Raw genomic sequence first — 18,291 nt, forward strand, 5'->3', positions numbered from 1 at the left:
CTCATATGTGTTATGTGTCAGCCCTGAGCTCTTCGATGACTTTTCGGGCATCAACTAAAGAAGCGCCTGTTTCCTCTCGATAAAGCCGCATCGCTTTTAGCTTGTTACCTGATTTGACAGCATCTAACACCTGTACTGGTACACCGAAGTGTTTATCTACGGACAAACCAGAACGTTCAAGTAAGAAGTCGATCTTACGTTCCAGTAATTTATGCTTGTATTTCATCGCAGATAACTCTCCGTGACCGATGAATATCAACAACACAAAAAATACGATTAAAACTGACCACTCCACAATATCCCTCCTTAGATATTAATAATTCTAAATGGTGACTTCCCGCGTTGACGCATAACGCTTATTAGCCGAGAAATTGTCACCTTTGGCTCTTGCATAATGCACTTTTAAGCATATTGCCTCAATTGGTAATCAATAAGTTAAGAAACTTAGAGAATACTGGGCCGCAAATATCGACCAAGTACGGGATGCTAATTTGTCAATTCAATCGGATAAGTTTGACTAGGCCAGAATCTGGTTAACAAGATATGAATAAGTAAAGTATGAGGAAAAGTGAAGCAAAGCACATTGCTATAGTTTGAAAAGCTAAGTGTCGCTGGTACGGAAAGGGACAAAAGGAGTCAGCCCGACAGCCTGACTCTTTTGTATGAAGGTAGCTGGTATTGCTCAAAAGATTGAAGGGACTTTGGTCGGACCTATCCATTTGTTATTGAGCCGTTTGTTATTGAGGCTGGTGCCCCGTCTTTTTCACAAACTTTTGCATCGCCTCAGCAAACGTTGTTGTACCGCCTTTGGCTTGAACCTGAATCACCTTGTACCCCATCTTTTCCAACGCTCGGCGTTCTGCCAAAACAGCTTTGTCATTTTGTTGGCTACCTTGCGCAGGCTGATGGAGGTAACACCCTTCTAGCTGGCCATCTTCAACCAGTTGGTGGTGTTTCAGTGCATTGATATCAAAATTCATGTTCATTCTTTTATTTAATGGGGAGTTGCTGTAGCAGGTTACATGCGCTTTAAAGGCTTAACAACACTGTCTAAGCCTTCAATTTTTAGCGCGAGGCAGAGCTTTAGCAGTTCGCCTAACTCCACTTCTGGAAAACCTTTTTTATCGAACCAGAGTAGGTATTCTTCTGGAAGATCAATAAGTACACGCCCAGCGTATTTGCCAAACGGCATTTGCATTCGAGCGAGTTTAATAAGGTTTTCTTTTTCTAACATATACTACGGGGTCTATTGGGATAAATCTTGGCTAAGAGTAACACCCAAGCGTTCGACCCACCAGTTAATTGCATCTTTGGCATCGTCTAAAGAATCAATCATGGTTGAGAAGTCTTTGTTCCCTGCTTGACGATCAATTTCAGCAAACAGCGGTGTATCACTTTCTGAATCACTCACCAGTAACTCCACTGTCGCGGAACCTACATTGGTGTGCTCACCTGTCGTGATTTTTGATATGGTAGAAATCCCCAAGCCAACCGGCAGAATACTTGAGGTGACAGCAAGGACAGGATTCGGCGTTTCCACATTACTAACGGCAATACTCAAACGAAGTGTTTTTTCACCGGGTTGGTCGACAATCTTTTTGACGGGTGAGATGCGCGCTTTTAGTTGGTCAATCATGTATGTCGTCAGCTCGTGGATTTCTTCATCATCCAGCTCAGATTCTTGAACCACGACCATCACTCGATCAATCACTACGCTGTCGTATTCATCCATTTTCTCTTTCAAACGAGTAGCATCGCGCAAGCCTACTCTCGCCCAAACGAGATCGACCCCACCCTCTGGACTTGGACGAAAATCTTCATAACTGGTGAATTTCGTCGCACTGACGACGGGGCCACCAGCACATCCACTCAAGATGAAACCTAGAGATACAACTACCGTTGTCTTAAACAAGCGCTCAACCAATAACTTAAACATACCAACTCCTCAAACTTTGAACATACAGTTCATCATTCCATATAAGTTTGACTAGTATTTATTCACTTAATGGATGTTTTGTTGAATCATGGATTGAGCTTCCCGCAGCACAGTTTCATGTTAAAGTACGCCGCTTACTGGAAAGTACTACGAGAAAAATAATGAAGTCACCTTGCCGCGCGGCCTGTAAAAACAATGGCGGGATCTGTTCTGGTTGCCACCGAACTGTGGAAGAAATCGTTCAGTGGAAAAATAAGTCTGATGCTCAACGAGACGCGATCATCGAACAATTAGTTGGAAATGATTCAACCCACTCTTGTCCTGAGTGTGGCACGAATGCGCACTGCGATATTGCTGCGGGGAAAGAAACGTGTTGGTGCTTTGATATTGAGACCAGAGATTTACCACAGCCAGAGACAGGACAACTTTGTTTATGCCGTAAGTGTTTGGAGAAAAAGCCAGTCGCCTAGTTAGTCGTCTTTTGCTGACTGGCTTGTCATTGAAATTGAGACTACAAGCGCGCTATTTCTGCGCTAACGCTTGGGATTCAAACTTTACGCCATCCCAGCCCGTCACCATAAAGTTACGAATGTTTTGATGGTCGTTGTTCTCTGGGTGCGCCAACACATCTTCTCGGTAGAAACGACCAAAACACGCCAACGTAGCCCCTTTGCTTAGATTATTCAGTTGACCAAAAGCAAAGATCTTGCATGAACCGTTGTTCTCACCTGCATTATTCTGCGTTTCACCATTAACAAAGGCCGCTGGCGTAAACTCGTAGTTCGCCTCTATCGCTGCCATTGTCGTTTCAAATTCTACTGTCTCTGGTGATGCCGCTAGCGCATCCAAAAATTGTTTTAGTTCCATTATTCCTACTTCCTAGTGCCTTTACTTTCCCAAATAACATTGGATAAACAGTGACACATTTGTTTCATAAAAAGCCAATACAAGGGTCATAAATCATACATATATTCAGAGCCTTGTTTAATAACACTTCAATCAATGCGCTATTCCTCACTGTGTTGGTGAATGAATAGATATCTACTGTAGGTGCATTGAGTGACATTGTATCCGTTTAATAAGGAAATATCATGACCACCCCATTTAAGGCAATAGGCGTATTGGCACTATCTTCACTTGCCATCGCATGTTCATCTCAACCTGACGATTCTCTCTCTTCGTTTGCAGCCCAATGCAAAGCGTCGGTAGCACCTGTTGCGGGAGAGACATCCATCCAAGGTTTGACTTTTATGGGGACGTCTATCGCTGACGCACCGTTCGATACATCAGCAGCTGAAATCGTTCAATATGATGCGTGTACTGACAAGCTTTACGTGGTCAACGCTCAAGCGAAACGTGTCGATGTGCTTTCTATGGATGACAAAGGCGCACCAACACAAACCGCCTTCATTGATCTCAACAGCGCAGGCGAAGCGGCAGACGTTGAAATTGGTGCAGCAAACAGTGTTGCAGTCTTTAATGGTTTAGTCGCTGTTGCGATTGAAAACAGCGATAAACAAGCAAATGGTATTGTTGGTTTGTATCGCTCGGATGATTTGTCGCTTATCACCACCTTCCCTACCGGCGCACTGCCGGACATGGTTGGCTTCTCAAAAGACGGCAGATACATCGCAACAGCAAACGAAGGTGAGCCAAATGGTGACTACAGTGTCGACCCAGAAGGCAGCATCACGCTGATCGACTTGAGCCAAGGCATAAACCAAGCAGAAGTCACGCAGATTGGTTTCAATGAGTTTGATGGTCCACGTAAGTCTGAGTTACCTGCAGATGTTCGAATCTCTGGTCCAAATGCCACAGTGGCGCAAGATCTAGAACCGGAATACCTCACCTTTGCTGACAACGGAAAAATCTACGTTGCACTGCAAGAGAACAATGCAATGGCAATCGTAAACCCAGAAAGCAAATCGGTAGAGAAAATTGTCGGTCTAGGCGAGAAATCTTGGTCGGACTCAAAACTGGATGCTTCGAACAAAGACAAAATCATTGGCAACTTTAAGAGCTACCCTCAGCTGGTTGGTCTGTACATGCCAGATACCCTCGACAGCTACTCGGTAGATGGCAAAACTTACATACTCTCTGCCAACGAAGGGGACGGTCGTGAATATGGCTTCAAAACAACACAAGCTCTGTGTGACCAAGCGTGCTTTAAGTGGGATGGAGACGATTACCTCGGTACAGATGAATATACTTCTGAGCAAGGCACCTGTTTAAGCCATGTTGATGAGGTGCGCGGTAAGAAGCTGAAAGTCGCAGCAAATCACCCATTGGCAGAAGCACTAAAAGACAACAAGCAACTCGCGCGTCTTAAAGTGATCAAGCCTGAACAAACACTTTCTGCGCAAGACAATGTTCAAGCCTTTGGCGCACGTTCATTCTCTATTTGGGATGAAAACGGTGAGTTGGTTTTCGATAGTGGTGACGATTTCGCAACCATCGCATTAATGAATGAAGGTAAGAACTTCAACAGCACCAACGATAGTAATGACAGCGGCGATGACCGTAGCGACGACAAAGGCATTGAGCCAGAAGCGATTGAAGTGGCACAAATCAATGGCCGTCACTACGCGTTCATCGGCTTGGAGCGTCAAGGTGGCATCATGATTTATGACATCACAGACCCGAAGCAAGCGCAGTTCCTGCATTACGTAAACCGTCGTGATTACAACCAACCAGTTTGTACAGAAGTGGAAGATGGCGAATGCGCGAACGACACTTACAATCCAAAAGCAGGTGATTTGGCGCCAGAGTCAATCAACTACTTTGCTCGTAACGGACAACACTTTATCGCAGTAGGCAATGAAGTTTCAGGCACGACGTCTGTGTTTCGAATTGAGCTTTAATACCCACACTTCAAGAGAACAAACTTAAAAGTAAAGCGTCCGAACTTCAGTCCGGGCGTTTTTGTTTATAACTAGTGAGCATTGTTTGAGAGTGAGATTCCCGACTCGCTCCTTCGTCACTCTCGAGAATGACGGAAGCTAACCTAGAGTGCATCATTTTGCAGTTCTGAGTAACCCCATCACCACCAACGTCATTCCGGAATCGAGGAACGAGATGTCCGGAATCTCTCTTTAATCATTCAGCTTTACTCTTCAATCGCCAATGCGTCGCACTTCGAAGCACAGATAAAGTCGTTCTTATGCAGACCTTTAATAGAGTGGCTCCACCAAGTGATGGTCACTTTGCCCCACTCCAGCAAGATAGATGGGTGATGAAATTCATCTTCTGCAAGCTCAGCAATCTTGTTGCTAAACGCCCACGCTTGTTTGAAGTTCTTAAACTTGTAGACCTTTTCAAGTTGAGGAATCTCATCTCTCTCAATGATCTGCCAATCAGACAATTGCAGCAGCAGATACTGTTGTTCCTCTTTACTAAGTGCAATGGCATCGATACTACAAGCTTCGCATTTTTGTTCATTCAACATGAGCAGGTTCCTTTGGTTCAAAAAGTGGTGGAAGCAATCCGGCTTCAATCGCTAGATCGGCTTGTTTCAATAAATTCAGTTGGCTGATTTGGAAAAGCTGGGACAAATCTTCAATCACGTAGTATTTCGGCTGCATAATATCGATGCGATAAGGGGTTCTTAGCACAGTTTGCAGATCGAATTCGCCTCTAATCGCGATGTCGCTTTCCAATGAATAGATGGTTTCTCCCGGAGATGAAAGGATGCCGCCACCATAGATTTTGGTTTTATTACCTTCTCGGACCAAGCCAAACTCGACTGTAAACCAATATAGACGCGCAAGGTACCCTCGCTGCTTTGGTGTCGCAGCTTGTCCAAGCTGTCCGTAGTGCTCGGTAAAGGCGGCAAAATCAGGGTTGGTGAGCATGGCGCAATGACCAAAAATCTCATGGAAGAAATCCGGCTCTTGTAGGTAATCAAACTCTTCTCGCGTTCTCAAAAACGTCGCGACTGGGAAGCGTTTGTTGCCAAGCAGATTGAAGAAACGATCAAAGTCGATCAATGCTGGCACTGGCTCCACTTGCCAGCCCGTGGTTTCCATCAAAACACGATTGATTTCGGGCAGTTGTGGCACTCGGTCCTGGGGTAAATCAAGCAGCTTAAGTCCATGCAGATACGCCTCGCATGCACGGTCTTGAATCACGCTCATTTGTCTGGTTACCAAGTCGCGCCAAATGGCATCCTCTTCATGGCTCCATTCTACCCTTCCATCCTGATCGACGGGTTTTGAATGATACTGAGTCATCGCACATCTCCGTTAACAAATCCTTTACATTAAGCCTATCTGCACTCTTTTCACCTTCCAATCCCCCGACGATTTTTCAATCAAAATGTAGGTGTAACATTTTCTTTACATTGACACTTAACACCTTGATATAACTGAAAAGCCACATTCACTCATTGGTTTGACTTTGTTGAAGCTTCACTTCAGACTGAAAACGTTAAAACTTTGTTATAGAGGGAACTATGCGCGAGAGCAACAGAGTCTGGCATCCGACGGAAGATCGAACCGAGCAAGCCAATATCACGCAGTTTATCGAACACATTAATCGACAGGGTTTCGAGCTCAAAAACTACTCTGATTTGCACCAATGGTCATTGGAGCACAACGAGCATTTTTGGAAAGAGGTTTGGCAGTTTTGTGACTTGATTGGAACGCAAGGAAATACAATCAAAACGCAAGGTGAGAGCCGCTGGCAATCGCCTATGTCAAACCGCGACACCATATGGTTCCCTCAAGCACAAGTTAACTATGCAGAAAATCTACTCAGCTTGGCAGAGAAACAAGCCGATGAGCTGGCAATTTGGTTCGAAAATGAACGCGGAGATAAACATACCTACACATGGAAAGAGCTGTGTAATGAGGTCTCGAGCGTTCAGCAATGGTTGGTAGAGTGCGGCATCAAGCGAGGTGATATGGTTGCAGGCTATTTACCGCATATGCCACAAACCGTTATTGCAATGCTAGCCACCACCAGCCTAGGTGCAACTTGGACGTCTACCTCTCCTGATTTTGGGGTAGAAAGCGTCATCGAGCGCTTCGGGCAAGTGAAGCCGAAAGTCCTGTTCACCTGCGATGGTTATACCTTCAGTGGCAAGACCTTCGATATGTCGGAGAAGAACCATCACATCGCGGATCATCTTGATGGGCTAAGACAAGTGTGTCAGATCAGTTACCTCAAACCGAATTTGTTTGAGTGCGACGTTTGTACTCACGATTGGCAAAACATCACTAATCAGTATTCCCCTGCTCCATTGCATTTCACTCGTGTGGAATTCAATAGCCCGCTGTTTGTGCTTTATTCCTCCGGCACGACGGGCAAGCCTAAGTGCATCGTGCACTCTGTTGGCGGCACGATTCTTAATCACCTAAAGGAGCATCAACTCCATTCAGATATCCAGCCTAAAGATCGTGTTTTTTATTACACCACATGTGGTTGGATGATGTGGAACTGGCACGTGTCTGCCCTTGCAAGCGGCGCCTGCTTGGTGATTTTCGATGGTAGCCCTGTTTATCCGACATCTAATGTGTTATGGGATTTAGCGCAGCGTGCAGAAGTAAGTCTCTTCGGAACTGCCGCCAAGTATCTAGAAGCCATAGAAAAAACCGGACTGTCGCCAATCAAAGATTACTCACTCCCTGCTTTAAAAACGTTGTGCTCTACTGGCTCAGTGCTTTATCCAGAGCAGTTTGATTACGTGTATCAACACATCAAGCAAGACCTCCATTTGGCTTCCATCTCAGGCGGCACAGACATCTGTGGTTGCTTTGTATTAGGCAACCCTATCTCGCCTGTTTATCGTGGTGAGTGCCAATACGCGGGCTTGGGCATTGATGTTCAAGTGTTCGACTCACGAGGTCAAAGTGTTAATGAGCAGCGCGGAGAGCTCGTCTGCACCAACTCCATGCCTAACTTCCCTGTCGGCTTTTGGAACGATACAGGTGAACGCTACCACAGTGCCTATTGGAACAAGTTCGATAATATCTGGCACCACGGTGATGATGTAGAACGCAGCGCGAACGGTGGCCTCATTTTCTATGGTCGCAGCGATGCATTGTTGAACCCTGGCGGTGTGCGCATCGGTACTGCGGAAATTTATCAGCAGGTAAATGCCATTGATGGTATCGTCGATTCTATCGCTGTAGGTAAAGAGGTCGATAGCAATGAGCAAATCTGGCTGTTTGTGCAGACCGCTTCGGGTGTCACTTTAGGTGACGGATTAGTATCAGAGATTAAGTCGCGCCTTAAAACGTCCTGCTCACCAAGGCATGTACCAAGCCAAATATTCGCTATCAGCGACATTCCAAAAACGCGCTCGGGAAAGTTGGTAGAACTTGCGGTCAAACAAGTCATAAATGGTAAGGAAGTTGAGAACTTAGGTGCGATTGCGAATCCAGACGTTTTAGAGGAAATTCGACAACTCACCTTTGTCTAGCGAATCAAAGGAAACAAAAAAGCGAGCTAAATAGCTCGCTTTTCTTATGTTCTTTGTCGGGGGGGTTAACGGCGACCTACGCCCATTAAAACTGACATTGTGTGACCGTCTGATGTAACTTCGAAGACTTTCTTCGTTTCTACCTCAGTAAAGCCTGCTTTGATAAGTGCGTTTTCTGATTTCGCTAGCGTGAAGCCTTCTTTTGCTGAATCTGCGATCCAGTCAAAATGCACGAAGTGGCCACCAGCGTTAAGTAACGAATAAGCAATCTCTAGAGACGTTTCGTAGTCTTCGATGAACGCCAGCACTGAAGAAGCAACGACTAGGTCAAACTGACCACGGAATGCTGGGTGCTGAGCGACTAGACCACGCGTCAATGCGTCAACAACCGGTTCTACATTCTCTAGCTCTTTCTTATCAAGCTCTTCAATCATGGCTTCAGATGCATCCAGCGCCACAATCTCTTTTGCGGATGGCGACAATAATTGGCTTAGCTGCCCTGTCCCACATCCAAAATCCAATACTTTAATGCCATCAAGCTGAGTAAGCTGTTGTAACTGTGCAAACACCGACTGAGCAAATTGATCTGTTGCTGGGTTAGATTCCCAGTTCTTTGCTAAGCCGTCCCAATCTTGTGCCATCGTGGCCTCCATGTTCACTTCTTGTAACCCCCATAGATTACCGCAAAAACGCCAAAACACCATAGACTTATCTGGCGAATCCGCGTTTTTTTCGATAATCTTTCTAGGCGTCAGTACGTTCATTCGTCTACGTTATCGATTCTCATCATTTTAGTTTAGGTCTTTTTTAATCATGAACTTATCGCAAGTTGAAGCCTTTTGTACCATTGCCGAATATGGCTCCGTATCGGAGGCCGCGCGTCAACTCGACTGCAACCGTACTAAGCTCAGTATGGCGATAAAAGCGCTTGAAAAAGACTTAGACGTCGAGCTATTTACTCGTACGGGCAATCAACTCACGCTCTCGGAAGCGGGGAAAGCCATTTTTAAAGACTGCGAAAACTTGCTAGTAACCGCACAGCGAATCAAAAAGACCTGCGCTCAAGTTTCTGATGGCTTCAACGCTGAGGTATGGGTGGCGCGTGATGATTCACTACCAGATGAATTGTGGCAAGAACTCTCGCATACGCTGAATAACCGCTTCCCTTCCACTACATTCAACCTGATTCTCGCATCCAGTGGTGACTTGGCTAACTTAGTCAGCACCCAACAGGTCGACTTTGCGTTTGGTGTCGATTATGAACGAGTAGATGATCCGCACATCGTTTATAACCCACTTGGTAAAATCCGCATGATGTCGGTCTGCGGCTTCGATCATCAACTCAGTAAAATGCGTCGCGTAACCGATGAAGACCTGCGTAACCAGATGCAAGCGTTGATGGTGTACTTGAATGAAAAAGACAACCCGGAGCTACACCCCTTTTCTACTCGATATATTGGTTTCTCCAGCTTTGACTACATGCTGAACACCATTTTGGAAGAAGATGCATGGGGTGTATTACCAGAGCCATTGATACGACACTATTTGAGACATCAGAAACTTGCGGTGATCAAACACACCTATGGTTTGACGCAAGAAGACTACTGCATGTTCGTACCAAACGGACAAACAGAGCACCCTGCAATGAGTTGGCTGGCTGATAAATTAAGCGAGTATTTATTCGACTTCTAAAAATATTGCAGTGAGCGCCAATTATATTGACAGTAAGATTTAAATATAAACCCTTGAAAAATAAAAATATACAACAGAACAAGCATTTTATCGTTTAAATGTCACACAGTTTTTATTTGCTTAAATTTGCCCTGAGGAAAAGAATGTAAGGGTGTAATAATTTAAGGCATCTTTATGTGTGACAGGACAAGCAAAAACGAAAACAGTATCTTAACCTTCTCAGCCCTTTTAGCATCAGGGTTTGCTGTCGGAGGCATGGTACTTGGCTTGCTTGTTGGGTCGATCGTCATTGTATTTGACGGTGTTTATTCTCTAGTCAGTCTACTGTTAACTTTATTGTCGCTGGCAGCATCTTACTACATCAGCAAGCCATCAAAATCTATTTTCCCTTTCGGCAAAGCTGTACTTGAACCTATCGTTATCGCTATCAAAGCAGCCGTTATTTTAGTTGTTGTTGCTTTCTCATTATTCTCTGCGGTAACGGCGTTGATGACAGGCGGTCGTGAGGTAGACGCTTCCATCGCGACCATCTTTGGTGTGGTTAACGTTGTTGGTTGTGGTTACGCTTGGTGGTTTATGGCGAAGAAAAGCCGTCGTTTTTCATCTGGTTTAATCGAAGCCGAGAAAAAGCAATGGCAAATGGATACGCTATTGAGTATCGCTGTCACTGCAGGTTTCATCGCCGCATGGTTAGTATCATTAACGCCATACGCCCACTACGCAGTGTATGCAGACCCTATGATGATGGTTTTGATGGGCTTCTACTTCCTTAAAGTACCTTTTGATATGCTAGTTGGTGCCCTACGCGAACTGCTAATGATGACACCTAGCAAAGAGTTGTGTCAGAGCGTTGGTAAAGACGTTCTTGAGATTGAAAAGGTAACTGAGCACCAATTGAAACTGGCTGGGGTAACTAAAGTTGGTCAGGAACTGCGAGTAAATGTGGACGTGCATGTAGATGACGACACACTAGAGCTTGATACGCTAGAGCACACTCGTAAGCAGCTTACTAAGCGACTATCGAAGCACAGATTCAAGCTTCAGTTACAGTTGAACGTCGCTTATTAGAGCACCACCAAGAATCATTAGAACTCAAAACAAAAGCTCCCACCCTCGGGAGCTTTTTTCATTTCTTCAGTTAGTGAGCTTGCAGCCCCCTCCAACTTCCCCTTTTATCGACTTGAGTTGCTTCGCATTTGAATACGGCGATTAAGGGGGAGAGTTATTCTTTGTAAACTTAAGATCGCCACTCCTCTACTGCTCCCGCTAATGCTCGTAGTGCGCAATAAACTAATCGCGAATGCAGGACCAGTCCCTCCCCTTTGACTCGGGGTGTTGAGAGCTTGGATGCCAAATACAAGGGGAGATTAGGAGGGTTGGTACATTGAACTGTGGTTTGTGAACTTGGAACCCCCTCCAACTCCCCCTTTTATCGACTTGAGTTGCTTCGCATTTGAATACGGCGATTAAGGGGGAGAGTTATTCTTTGCTAACTTAAGATCGCCACTCCTCTACTGCTCCCGCGAATGCTCATAGTAGGCACTGGACTAACCTCGAATGCAAGACCAGTCCCTCCCCTTTGGCTCGGGGTGTTGAGAGCTTGGATGCAAAATACAAGGGGAGGTTAGGAGGGGTTGGTACATTGAACTATGGCTTGTGCACTTACAACCCCCTCCAACTTCCCCTTTTATTGACTAACGCTGCCTTGCATTTGAATATGGAGTTCAAGGGGGAAAGCTATTCTTTGCAAACTTCAGCTCGCCATTCTTCTACTGATCCGGCGAATGCTAACAATGAGCACTGAATTATTCTCAAATGCAGGACCAGTCCCTCCCCTTTGACTCGGAGTGTTGAGAGCTTAGGTGACAAATACAAGGGGAGGTTAGGAGGGGTTGGTATATTGAATTACCCAGCCGCTTCGCGCTTCTCTTTAGTGACCAGCCAACACATCAATGAACCAACCGTTACCATTACGACACCTTGCCAGAAGCTGTGGCTTAAAGTGACGCCTAGAATAATAGAAGAAAACAGAGCAGAAAAAATCGGCGTAAAGTAAGACAAGGTGGCGAGAAACACCATATTGCCGCCAACAATCGCGATATTCCACAATCCATAGCCACCAGCCATTAAAGCCGCAGAAGCCACTAAGTACCTCATTGCTTCCCAACTGAATGCCATTGGCGGCTCATCAGTAAAGGCGTATTTGATCCACAAAGAAATGGCTGTCGCGATAAAGAACAAAGTGATCGCATTGTGCTTCGATTGCTGTCTCTGAGTCAGATTGCAATACACCGCCCAGATGACTGCGCCTGCAAATGCCATGAAGTAAACAATCGGATTGCTACTGATATTAGCCACTAACTGCGTTTGTGATAAACCGCTATCACCACTGACAGTCCAAGCCACACCAATAAACGCCAACGTTACCGCTGGGTACAATAACCAGTTTGGCTTTTTATTACTTCCCAACACAGCAAACAAAACGGTTAGTGCCGGCCATAGATAATTGACGATGGAAACTTCAATCGCCTGAGAACGAGAATTGGAGTAGCCCAATGCCAGCGCGAGGAAGATCTCGTAGCAGACAAACATCGCTCCACCCAGAACTAAATACTTGGGTGAGAAATACGACAGTTTTGGGATGCCAACCACAATCAACAGAAAAATGGCGCTCAGCGAGTACAGCATGGCTGAGCCCCCTACTGGCCCCAAGCTTTCGGTCACCAATCTTGCGATGCCGAGTAAACAGCTCCAAGAAAGAATGGCGATACAACCGTAGAGGGTGAAACGAAATTGATAGGATTGCATATTATCTATGTGACCTAGTGCTCATGAATGCCAAAGGAAACTGCAGCTTAACTCAAAAATGATCCGCTTCAACGTACTCTTTTTCCAAAATCGGTATAAAAACCACTCTATTAAGCGGTTGGAGTCGATATGAAACATTTTCTACCTTCGAGTGTCATGCTGACACCGTTTGTTGTGCGCTACTATGATGAAGACGACGAGAGTGAAAACGTTAAAACACATTCGGAAACGCATGGCCTAGATAGTGAAGAACAATCTAAAGAACGTTCAGAGTAAAGGAATCCAATCATGAAAAAAGTCGCAGTTATTTTAAGTGGCTCAGGCGTTTACGACGGTTCTGAGATCCACGAAGCAGTATTGGCGCTCTACGCCATCGAGAAAGCAGGGGCAACTTGGCACTGCTTTGCACCTAACATTGACCAACTCCACGTCATCAACCACCTAACTGGTGACGAAATGGATGAAACACGCAACGTCTTAATCGAAGCGGCTCGTATCGCTCGCGGTAACATTGATGATGTCGCCAAACTCAACGTTGATGAATACGATGCCCTACTGCTTCCGGGTGGATTTGGTGCAGCGAAAAACTTAACCGACTTCGCCGTCTCAGGAGCGGAATGTTCGATTAATACTCATGTAGCCCAAGCGTGTCGTGCATTCGCTCAAGCGGGCAAACCTGCGGGCTATTTATGCATCGCGCCAACCATTATCCCTCTGATTTACGGCCAAGGCGTACAAGGCACAATTGGTAACGATGAAGCAACGGCTGCTGCATTTGGTCATATGGGTGGAGAGCACGTAAACTGTCAGGTAGACGAGATACACTTCGACGAGAAACACAACGTACTTTCAACTCCAGCTTATATGTTAGCGGAGAATATCTCTCAAGCTGCGTCAGGCATTGAAAAACTGGTTGATAAGTTAGTCAAAATCGCCTAATTCGAAAACGTTTGCTTAAAACACATCATACCAATCCCCGTTGATAAAGAACATATTAATGGGGATTTGTTATACTTTCTCCTCACTTAATCTAGAAACACACTAGCCCTATCATTTTTGCCAATCGTTTGCGTAACAAATGAATTATTTCCCATCTGTTGATTTAATGTTGCACCAACTCACTGTGCAACAAGACTAGCATCACATTTTCATCCTTAAAGGTACCTCTAAGGGGGTAATCTTGTTCTAGATCAATCTCAACCAAGAATGGAGTATGCAAGAGTAAATGACAGATTAAGAAAGATTATTAAAAATAACGACGGAGCAATCCAATATGACAAGTGCATTTTTTATCCCTACCGTAAACCTAATGGGCGCTGGTTGTTTGAAAGACGCCACAGACAGCATCCAATCTCAAGGCTTTAAAAAAGGTTTGATTGTTACGGATAAGATTCTTAACCAAATCGGTGTAGTAAAGCAGGTTCAAGATCTACTGGCAGAACGCGACGTGGAAACCGTTGTATTCGATGGCACTCAACCAAACCCTACTATCAGCAACGTTAATGACGGCTTAGCACTTCTTACTGATAACGAATGTGACTTCGTTATCTCTCTAGGCGGTGGTTCACCACACGACTGTGCGAAAGGTATCGCACTTGTTGCTTCTAACGGCGGCAAAATCGCAGATTACGAAGGCGTAGACCAGTCTGCAAAACCAATGATGCCACTTATCGCAATCAACACGACTGCGGGTACTGCATCTGAAATGACGCGTTTCTGCATCATAACTGACGAAGAGCGTCACATCAAGATGGCTATCGTTGATAAGCACACAACACCGCTTATCTCAGTAAACGATCCAGAGCTAATGCTAGCTAAGCCTGCTTCGCTAACCGCGGCAACAGGTATGGATGCCCTAACTCACGCGATTGAAGCTTACGTGTCTATCGCAGCAACACCAATCACTGATGCGGTAGCAATCAAAGCAATTGAACTTATCCAAGCGTACCTACGCACAGCAGTGAAAAATGGTGAAGATCTAGAAGCTCGTGAGCAAATGGCATACGCACAGTTCATGGCGGGTATGGCGTTCAACAACGCGTCTCTAGGTTACGTGCACGCAATGGCACACCAACTAGGTGGTTTCTACGACCTTCCACACGGTGTTTGTAACGCGATTCTTCTACCTCACGTACAGCGTTACAACGCGCAAGTATGTCCAGAGCGCCTACGTGATGTAGCGAAAGCAATGGGCGTAAACGTAGAAGACATGTCTGCTGAAGCAGGTGCAGCGGCAGCAATCGATGCTATCGTAACTCTAGCGAAAGATGTAGGCATTCCTGCAGGTATCAAGGAGCTTGGTGCGAAGCTAGAAGACATCCCAACACTAGCAGACAACGCACTGAAAGACGCTTGTGGTTTCACTAACCCTAAACAAGCAACTCACGAAGAAATCTCTAAGATCTTCGAAGAAGCGATGTAATTTCGCTAACTAAACAATTCTCTATTGCCTTAATTCAATCCCCGATCTTGTATCGGGGATTTTTTACATTCTGATACTACTCATGCTCTGCCAAACGTTCTCTTTTAGTGTTAGCTTTTAAGCAATAATACGATTCATATTGGAAGGAACCATGAGAACGATTGCTGCTGCCCTACTCGCTTGTTTATCCTTTTCTGCCAACGCTGCTGAGTACCATGCCAAAGAGGTGGCGAATGGATTTCAGATCCCTTGGGGGATCGAGTTCTTAGATAACCAACGCGTTATCGTCAATGAAAAGAACGGTACAGTTTCGTTGCTGGATATCACCACAGGCAAACCTCAAGAGCTGTTTAACGTCCCCGATGTGAACACCAGTGGACAGGCTGGCTTATTGGATGTCGCGCTCGCACCGAATGCCGATACGCAAAACCCGCAACTCTTCTTTACCTACAGCAAGCGCACGAGCAACGGCAATACGGTGGCCTTAGCGACGGCGCAATTGCAAAACAATCAGCTTGTGGGATGGAAAGATATCTTTGTTGCTGATGCCATCACCGACACAGGTCGCCACTACGGCAGTCGAATTTCATTTATTGACGACAAAGTTTACTTCTCAATTGGTGACCGTGGCGAACGTGATAATGGGCAAGACACTCAGACCCATGCTGGCAGTATTCTTCGTCTCAACCTTGATGGTTCGGTTCCACAAGACAACCCATTCAAACCTTCCGAAGCTCATCCTGAGATATGGAGTTACGGGCACCGCAACCCACAAGGTATGTTTTACGATGAAGCAACAAAACAGCTGTGGTCGATTGAGCATGGACCACGCGGCGGCGATGAAATAAACCTAATCAAGAAAGGCGCGAACTACGGCTGGGCAAAAATCTCTCATGGCAAAGAATATTGGGGACCATTGGACGTCGGGGAAGCCAAATCGCTTCCCGGAATGGAAGATCCCAAGCTGGTTTACATCCCTTCTATCGCACCCAGTAATATGATTTTGTACCGTGGCGATAAATACCCAGAGCTGGACGGAAAAATCCTCGCCGGTGCATTAAAACTGGCGCACATCAACGTGGTTTCTATTGAGAATGGCAAGCTCACCGAATCAAAAAGATTGATGGAGAATCTTGGTGAGCGAGTAAGAGATATAACCATCAGCCCCGATGGTTATATCTACTTTTCCACCGACAGCGGCAAAATCTTTCGTCTTGAGGAGAACTAGTTTTCTCAGACGAACTAGTCAAAAAAGCTAGCTCTTTAAACTCACTGCTACCGTTTCATTGTCAAAATCGAGCGTCATGGTCGATCCCAATGGAACGGTGAGCATTGGGTGAGTATGGCAGCTATCAAAGTCATACAAAATCGGTAGTGGTTGACCGTTAAGCACTTCTAGCAACACGTCTATAGGTGCTCGTCCTGTGCCTTTATCGTTGAACTTTTCATGCTTGCCAAGAACAACCGCACTGACTTTATCAAACACACCAGAAAGCTTAAGCAACGCAAAAGAGCGTTCGACCGTTTCAATGCCCTGCAAACAATCTTCCACCAGCAAGATATCGCCTTGTTCGATACTCGGCATAAACTCACTTGCCCAGATGCCTGTCATGGTATTAAGGTTGCCACCAATCAAACGCCCAGTGATCTTGCCTTCGCCTTTGAAATGCCAATGGTTTTGCAAGGTTTGCTTTGCGCGGTCTTGCTCGCCCCACTCTATCCATTCATCCGTCCAACCTTGTGGCATTGTGTATTGATGCTCCAAGCCAACTAATGTATTCACTATCGATTCGAACGAAGCGAAGGTCTCGTCCACCAATGGCGGGAATTCACCCAGAGAGGCCACCAAAGCAGGACCATAGAAAGTAACGATGCCAGTTTGTGCATAAATGCCCATGAGCAGAGCCGTCATATCCGAATAACCAACAATGATCTTGGGATCTTGCTTCAGCGCCTCGTAATCAATGTAAGGTAGCAATGAGTTACTGTTATAACCACCAATGGTAGACATAATACAGCGCACTTCGGGATCACGAATCAGCGCATTCAATTCTTCTACTCGCTCTTGAATCGAACCCGAGCGATATTGGTCAGTTTTACCCGTTAAGCAGCCTGCTTTTACCTGGTAACCATGTGCTTCCACATACGCTTTAGCGCGCTCAAAACGTTCTGGAGCAAATACCGTGGCTGGAGATGAGGGAGAGAAAAAGCCGATGGTGTCGCCTTTTTGTAATGGTTTAGGAATGCTCATGGCTCGTCCTTGTTTTGTGATACATGGTTGATTTATTTTCGTACAATCTAAGCAGAACAATCTAAACTTAACATTAACCTTTTGTTTTTTAAAACGATAGTTCGGTTAAGTTGTACGAGGTCATTATGAATCCATTCCCTTTACAGCTCGATAAAATTAAAGCCGTGGTGTTTGACTTAGACAACACCTTGGTGAGTTCTGATATGAACTTCGGTGAACTGCGTCGACAGCTCGGTTGTCCGCAGAGTGAAGATCTATTAGATTTTGTCGAAGCACTCGAGCACCCTCATCATCGAGAGCACGCTCATAACGTGATATTTGATTACGAGATTTCTGATGCTGAGCAGTCCGCCCCCATGCTCGGCTGTCATGAATTGCTCGCTCACTTGCATCAAAATGAAATCAAAACCGCTATCGTGACGCGCAACTGTCAAATCGCCACGCAGCGCAAACTAGAACACAACCAAATCTCAGTGGAACGAGTCATCACTCGCGAGTGTTTCCCGCCCAAGCCAGACCCACTATCTTTGCAGGTATTGGCGAAGGAGTGGCGCTTAATGCCAGATGAAGTGCTTTATGTTGGCGATTTTCTTTATGACTTACAGGCTGCGTACAACGCGCGGATGCCCTCTTGCCTTGTTCATCACGGTAATCAAGAAACCTTCAATGACTCAGCCTCGTTGGCGCTTAGCGAACTCAGTGATTTGTTGAGCCATTTCCAATCCTTACCGCGAACATAAACACGCAAAATCGAGTAGGAG

Annotated in this window: 20 protein-coding genes; 10 read left to right on the forward strand and 10 right to left on the reverse strand. The window is 45.6% G+C overall.

Going from position 1 to position 18,291, the window contains the following annotated elements:
• Positions 1–10: 10 nt before the first annotated feature.
• From KIV40_RS19695 to KIV40_RS19710, 4 genes are all read right to left on the reverse strand, one after another.
• Complete coding sequence (locus tag KIV40_RS19695) at positions 11–295, reverse strand: hypothetical protein (RefSeq protein WP_079401788.1); 285 nt, start codon at positions 293–295, stop codon at positions 11–13.
• A gap of 442 nt (positions 296–737) precedes the next feature.
• Positions 738–980 carry a hypothetical protein gene (locus KIV40_RS19700; RefSeq protein ID WP_045420468.1) on the reverse strand — a complete coding sequence of 81 codons (243 nt, stop codon included), beginning with the start codon at positions 978–980 and terminating at the stop codon, positions 738–740.
• A 38-nt stretch (positions 981–1,018) separates the two neighbouring features.
• On the reverse strand, positions 1,019–1,234 hold the full coding sequence (locus KIV40_RS19705) for a putative quorum-sensing-regulated virulence factor (RefSeq protein ID WP_285350876.1): 216 nt from the start codon (positions 1,232–1,234) through the stop codon (positions 1,019–1,021).
• 12 nt (positions 1,235–1,246) lie between these two features.
• Positions 1,247–1,936, reverse strand: a complete 690-nt coding sequence (locus KIV40_RS19710; RefSeq protein ID WP_285350877.1) for a DUF3313 domain-containing protein — start codon at positions 1,934–1,936, stop codon at positions 1,247–1,249.
• A gap of 161 nt (positions 1,937–2,097) precedes the next feature.
• On the opposite strand from KIV40_RS19710, the gene KIV40_RS19715 reads away from it, so the two are divergent.
• Complete coding sequence (locus tag KIV40_RS19715; protein WP_043883606.1) at positions 2,098–2,406, forward strand: cysteine-rich CWC family protein; 309 nt, start codon at positions 2,098–2,100, stop codon at positions 2,404–2,406.
• 52 nt (positions 2,407–2,458) lie between these two features.
• On the opposite strand, the gene KIV40_RS19720 is transcribed toward KIV40_RS19715, so the two are convergent.
• On the reverse strand, positions 2,459–2,803 hold the full coding sequence (locus KIV40_RS19720; protein WP_285350879.1) for a HopJ type III effector protein: 345 nt from the start codon (positions 2,801–2,803) through the stop codon (positions 2,459–2,461).
• Positions 2,804–3,027: 224 nt separating this feature from the next.
• On the opposite strand from KIV40_RS19720, the gene KIV40_RS19725 reads away from it, so the two are divergent.
• Positions 3,028–4,797, forward strand: a complete 1,770-nt coding sequence (locus KIV40_RS19725) for a choice-of-anchor I family protein (protein ID WP_285350880.1) — start codon at positions 3,028–3,030, stop codon at positions 4,795–4,797.
• A 245-nt stretch (positions 4,798–5,042) separates the two neighbouring features.
• On the opposite strand, the gene KIV40_RS19730 is transcribed toward KIV40_RS19725, so the two are convergent.
• Together KIV40_RS19730 and phhA are read right to left on the reverse strand one after the other, a co-directional pair.
• A complete protein-coding gene (locus KIV40_RS19730; protein WP_285350882.1) occupies positions 5,043–5,381 on the reverse strand; it encodes a 4a-hydroxytetrahydrobiopterin dehydratase in 339 nt (112 codons plus the stop codon).
• Complete coding sequence (gene phhA, locus KIV40_RS19735; RefSeq protein WP_285350883.1) at positions 5,371–6,165, reverse strand: phenylalanine 4-monooxygenase; 795 nt, start codon at positions 6,163–6,165, stop codon at positions 5,371–5,373. Before phhA ends, KIV40_RS19730 begins: the two co-directional genes overlap by 11 nt.
• Before the next feature lie 221 nt (positions 6,166–6,386).
• Between phhA and KIV40_RS19740 the strand changes: the two genes are divergently transcribed.
• The gene (locus KIV40_RS19740; RefSeq protein ID WP_285350884.1) at positions 6,387–8,357 is read left to right on the forward strand and encodes an acetoacetate--CoA ligase; all 1,971 of its coding nucleotides are present in this window, start codon (positions 6,387–6,389) and stop codon (positions 8,355–8,357) included.
• A gap of 65 nt (positions 8,358–8,422) precedes the next feature.
• Here the strand turns inward: KIV40_RS19740 and KIV40_RS19745 are convergent, their stop codons facing one another.
• Entirely contained in the window at positions 8,423–9,121 is a 699-nt protein-coding gene (locus KIV40_RS19745) for a class I SAM-dependent methyltransferase (protein ID WP_012129087.1), read from the reverse strand.
• Between the two features lie 49 nt (positions 9,122–9,170).
• Between KIV40_RS19745 and KIV40_RS19750 the strand changes: the two genes are divergently transcribed.
• A complete protein-coding gene (locus KIV40_RS19750) occupies positions 9,171–10,049 on the forward strand; it encodes a LysR family transcriptional regulator (protein WP_010643629.1) in 879 nt (292 codons plus the stop codon).
• 174 nt (positions 10,050–10,223) lie between these two features.
• The gene (locus KIV40_RS19755) at positions 10,224–11,117 is read left to right on the forward strand and encodes a cation diffusion facilitator family transporter (RefSeq protein ID WP_012129086.1); all 894 of its coding nucleotides are present in this window, start codon (positions 10,224–10,226) and stop codon (positions 11,115–11,117) included.
• Between the two features lie 837 nt (positions 11,118–11,954).
• Here KIV40_RS19755 and yddG read toward each other — a convergent pair.
• Positions 11,955–12,857 carry an aromatic amino acid DMT transporter YddG gene (gene yddG / locus KIV40_RS19760; RefSeq protein WP_012129085.1) on the reverse strand — a complete coding sequence of 301 codons (903 nt, stop codon included), beginning with the start codon at positions 12,855–12,857 and terminating at the stop codon, positions 11,955–11,957.
• Positions 12,858–12,986: 129 nt separating this feature from the next.
• On the opposite strand from yddG, the gene KIV40_RS19765 reads away from it, so the two are divergent.
• The 4 genes from KIV40_RS19765 (at position 12,987) to KIV40_RS19780 (ending at position 16,507) form a co-directional block, all read left to right on the forward strand.
• Entirely contained in the window at positions 12,987–13,133 is a 147-nt protein-coding gene (locus KIV40_RS19765) for a hypothetical protein (protein WP_012129083.1), read from the forward strand.
• Between the two features lie 12 nt (positions 13,134–13,145).
• The gene (elbB, locus tag KIV40_RS19770; protein ID WP_012129082.1) at positions 13,146–13,796 is read left to right on the forward strand and encodes an isoprenoid biosynthesis glyoxalase ElbB; all 651 of its coding nucleotides are present in this window, start codon (positions 13,146–13,148) and stop codon (positions 13,794–13,796) included.
• 334 nt (positions 13,797–14,130) lie between these two features.
• Positions 14,131–15,279 (forward strand): L-threonine dehydrogenase, encoded by a 1,149-nt coding sequence (yiaY, locus tag KIV40_RS19775; RefSeq protein WP_012129081.1) that lies wholly within the window; start codon positions 14,131–14,133, stop codon positions 15,277–15,279.
• A gap of 151 nt (positions 15,280–15,430) precedes the next feature.
• Positions 15,431–16,507 carry a PQQ-dependent sugar dehydrogenase gene (locus tag KIV40_RS19780; RefSeq protein ID WP_012129080.1) on the forward strand — a complete coding sequence of 359 codons (1,077 nt, stop codon included), beginning with the start codon at positions 15,431–15,433 and terminating at the stop codon, positions 16,505–16,507.
• A 27-nt stretch (positions 16,508–16,534) separates the two neighbouring features.
• On the opposite strand, the gene KIV40_RS19785 is transcribed toward KIV40_RS19780, so the two are convergent.
• Positions 16,535–17,530, reverse strand: coding sequence for a S66 peptidase family protein (locus tag KIV40_RS19785; RefSeq protein ID WP_012129079.1), 996 nt, complete (start codon positions 17,528–17,530; stop codon positions 16,535–16,537).
• A 125-nt stretch (positions 17,531–17,655) separates the two neighbouring features.
• On the opposite strand from KIV40_RS19785, the gene KIV40_RS19790 reads away from it, so the two are divergent.
• Complete coding sequence (locus tag KIV40_RS19790) at positions 17,656–18,270, forward strand: HAD family hydrolase (protein WP_012129078.1); 615 nt, start codon at positions 17,656–17,658, stop codon at positions 18,268–18,270.
• Positions 18,271–18,291 lie beyond the last annotated feature (21 nt).

This window comes from Vibrio sp. D173a, assembly GCF_030248475.1.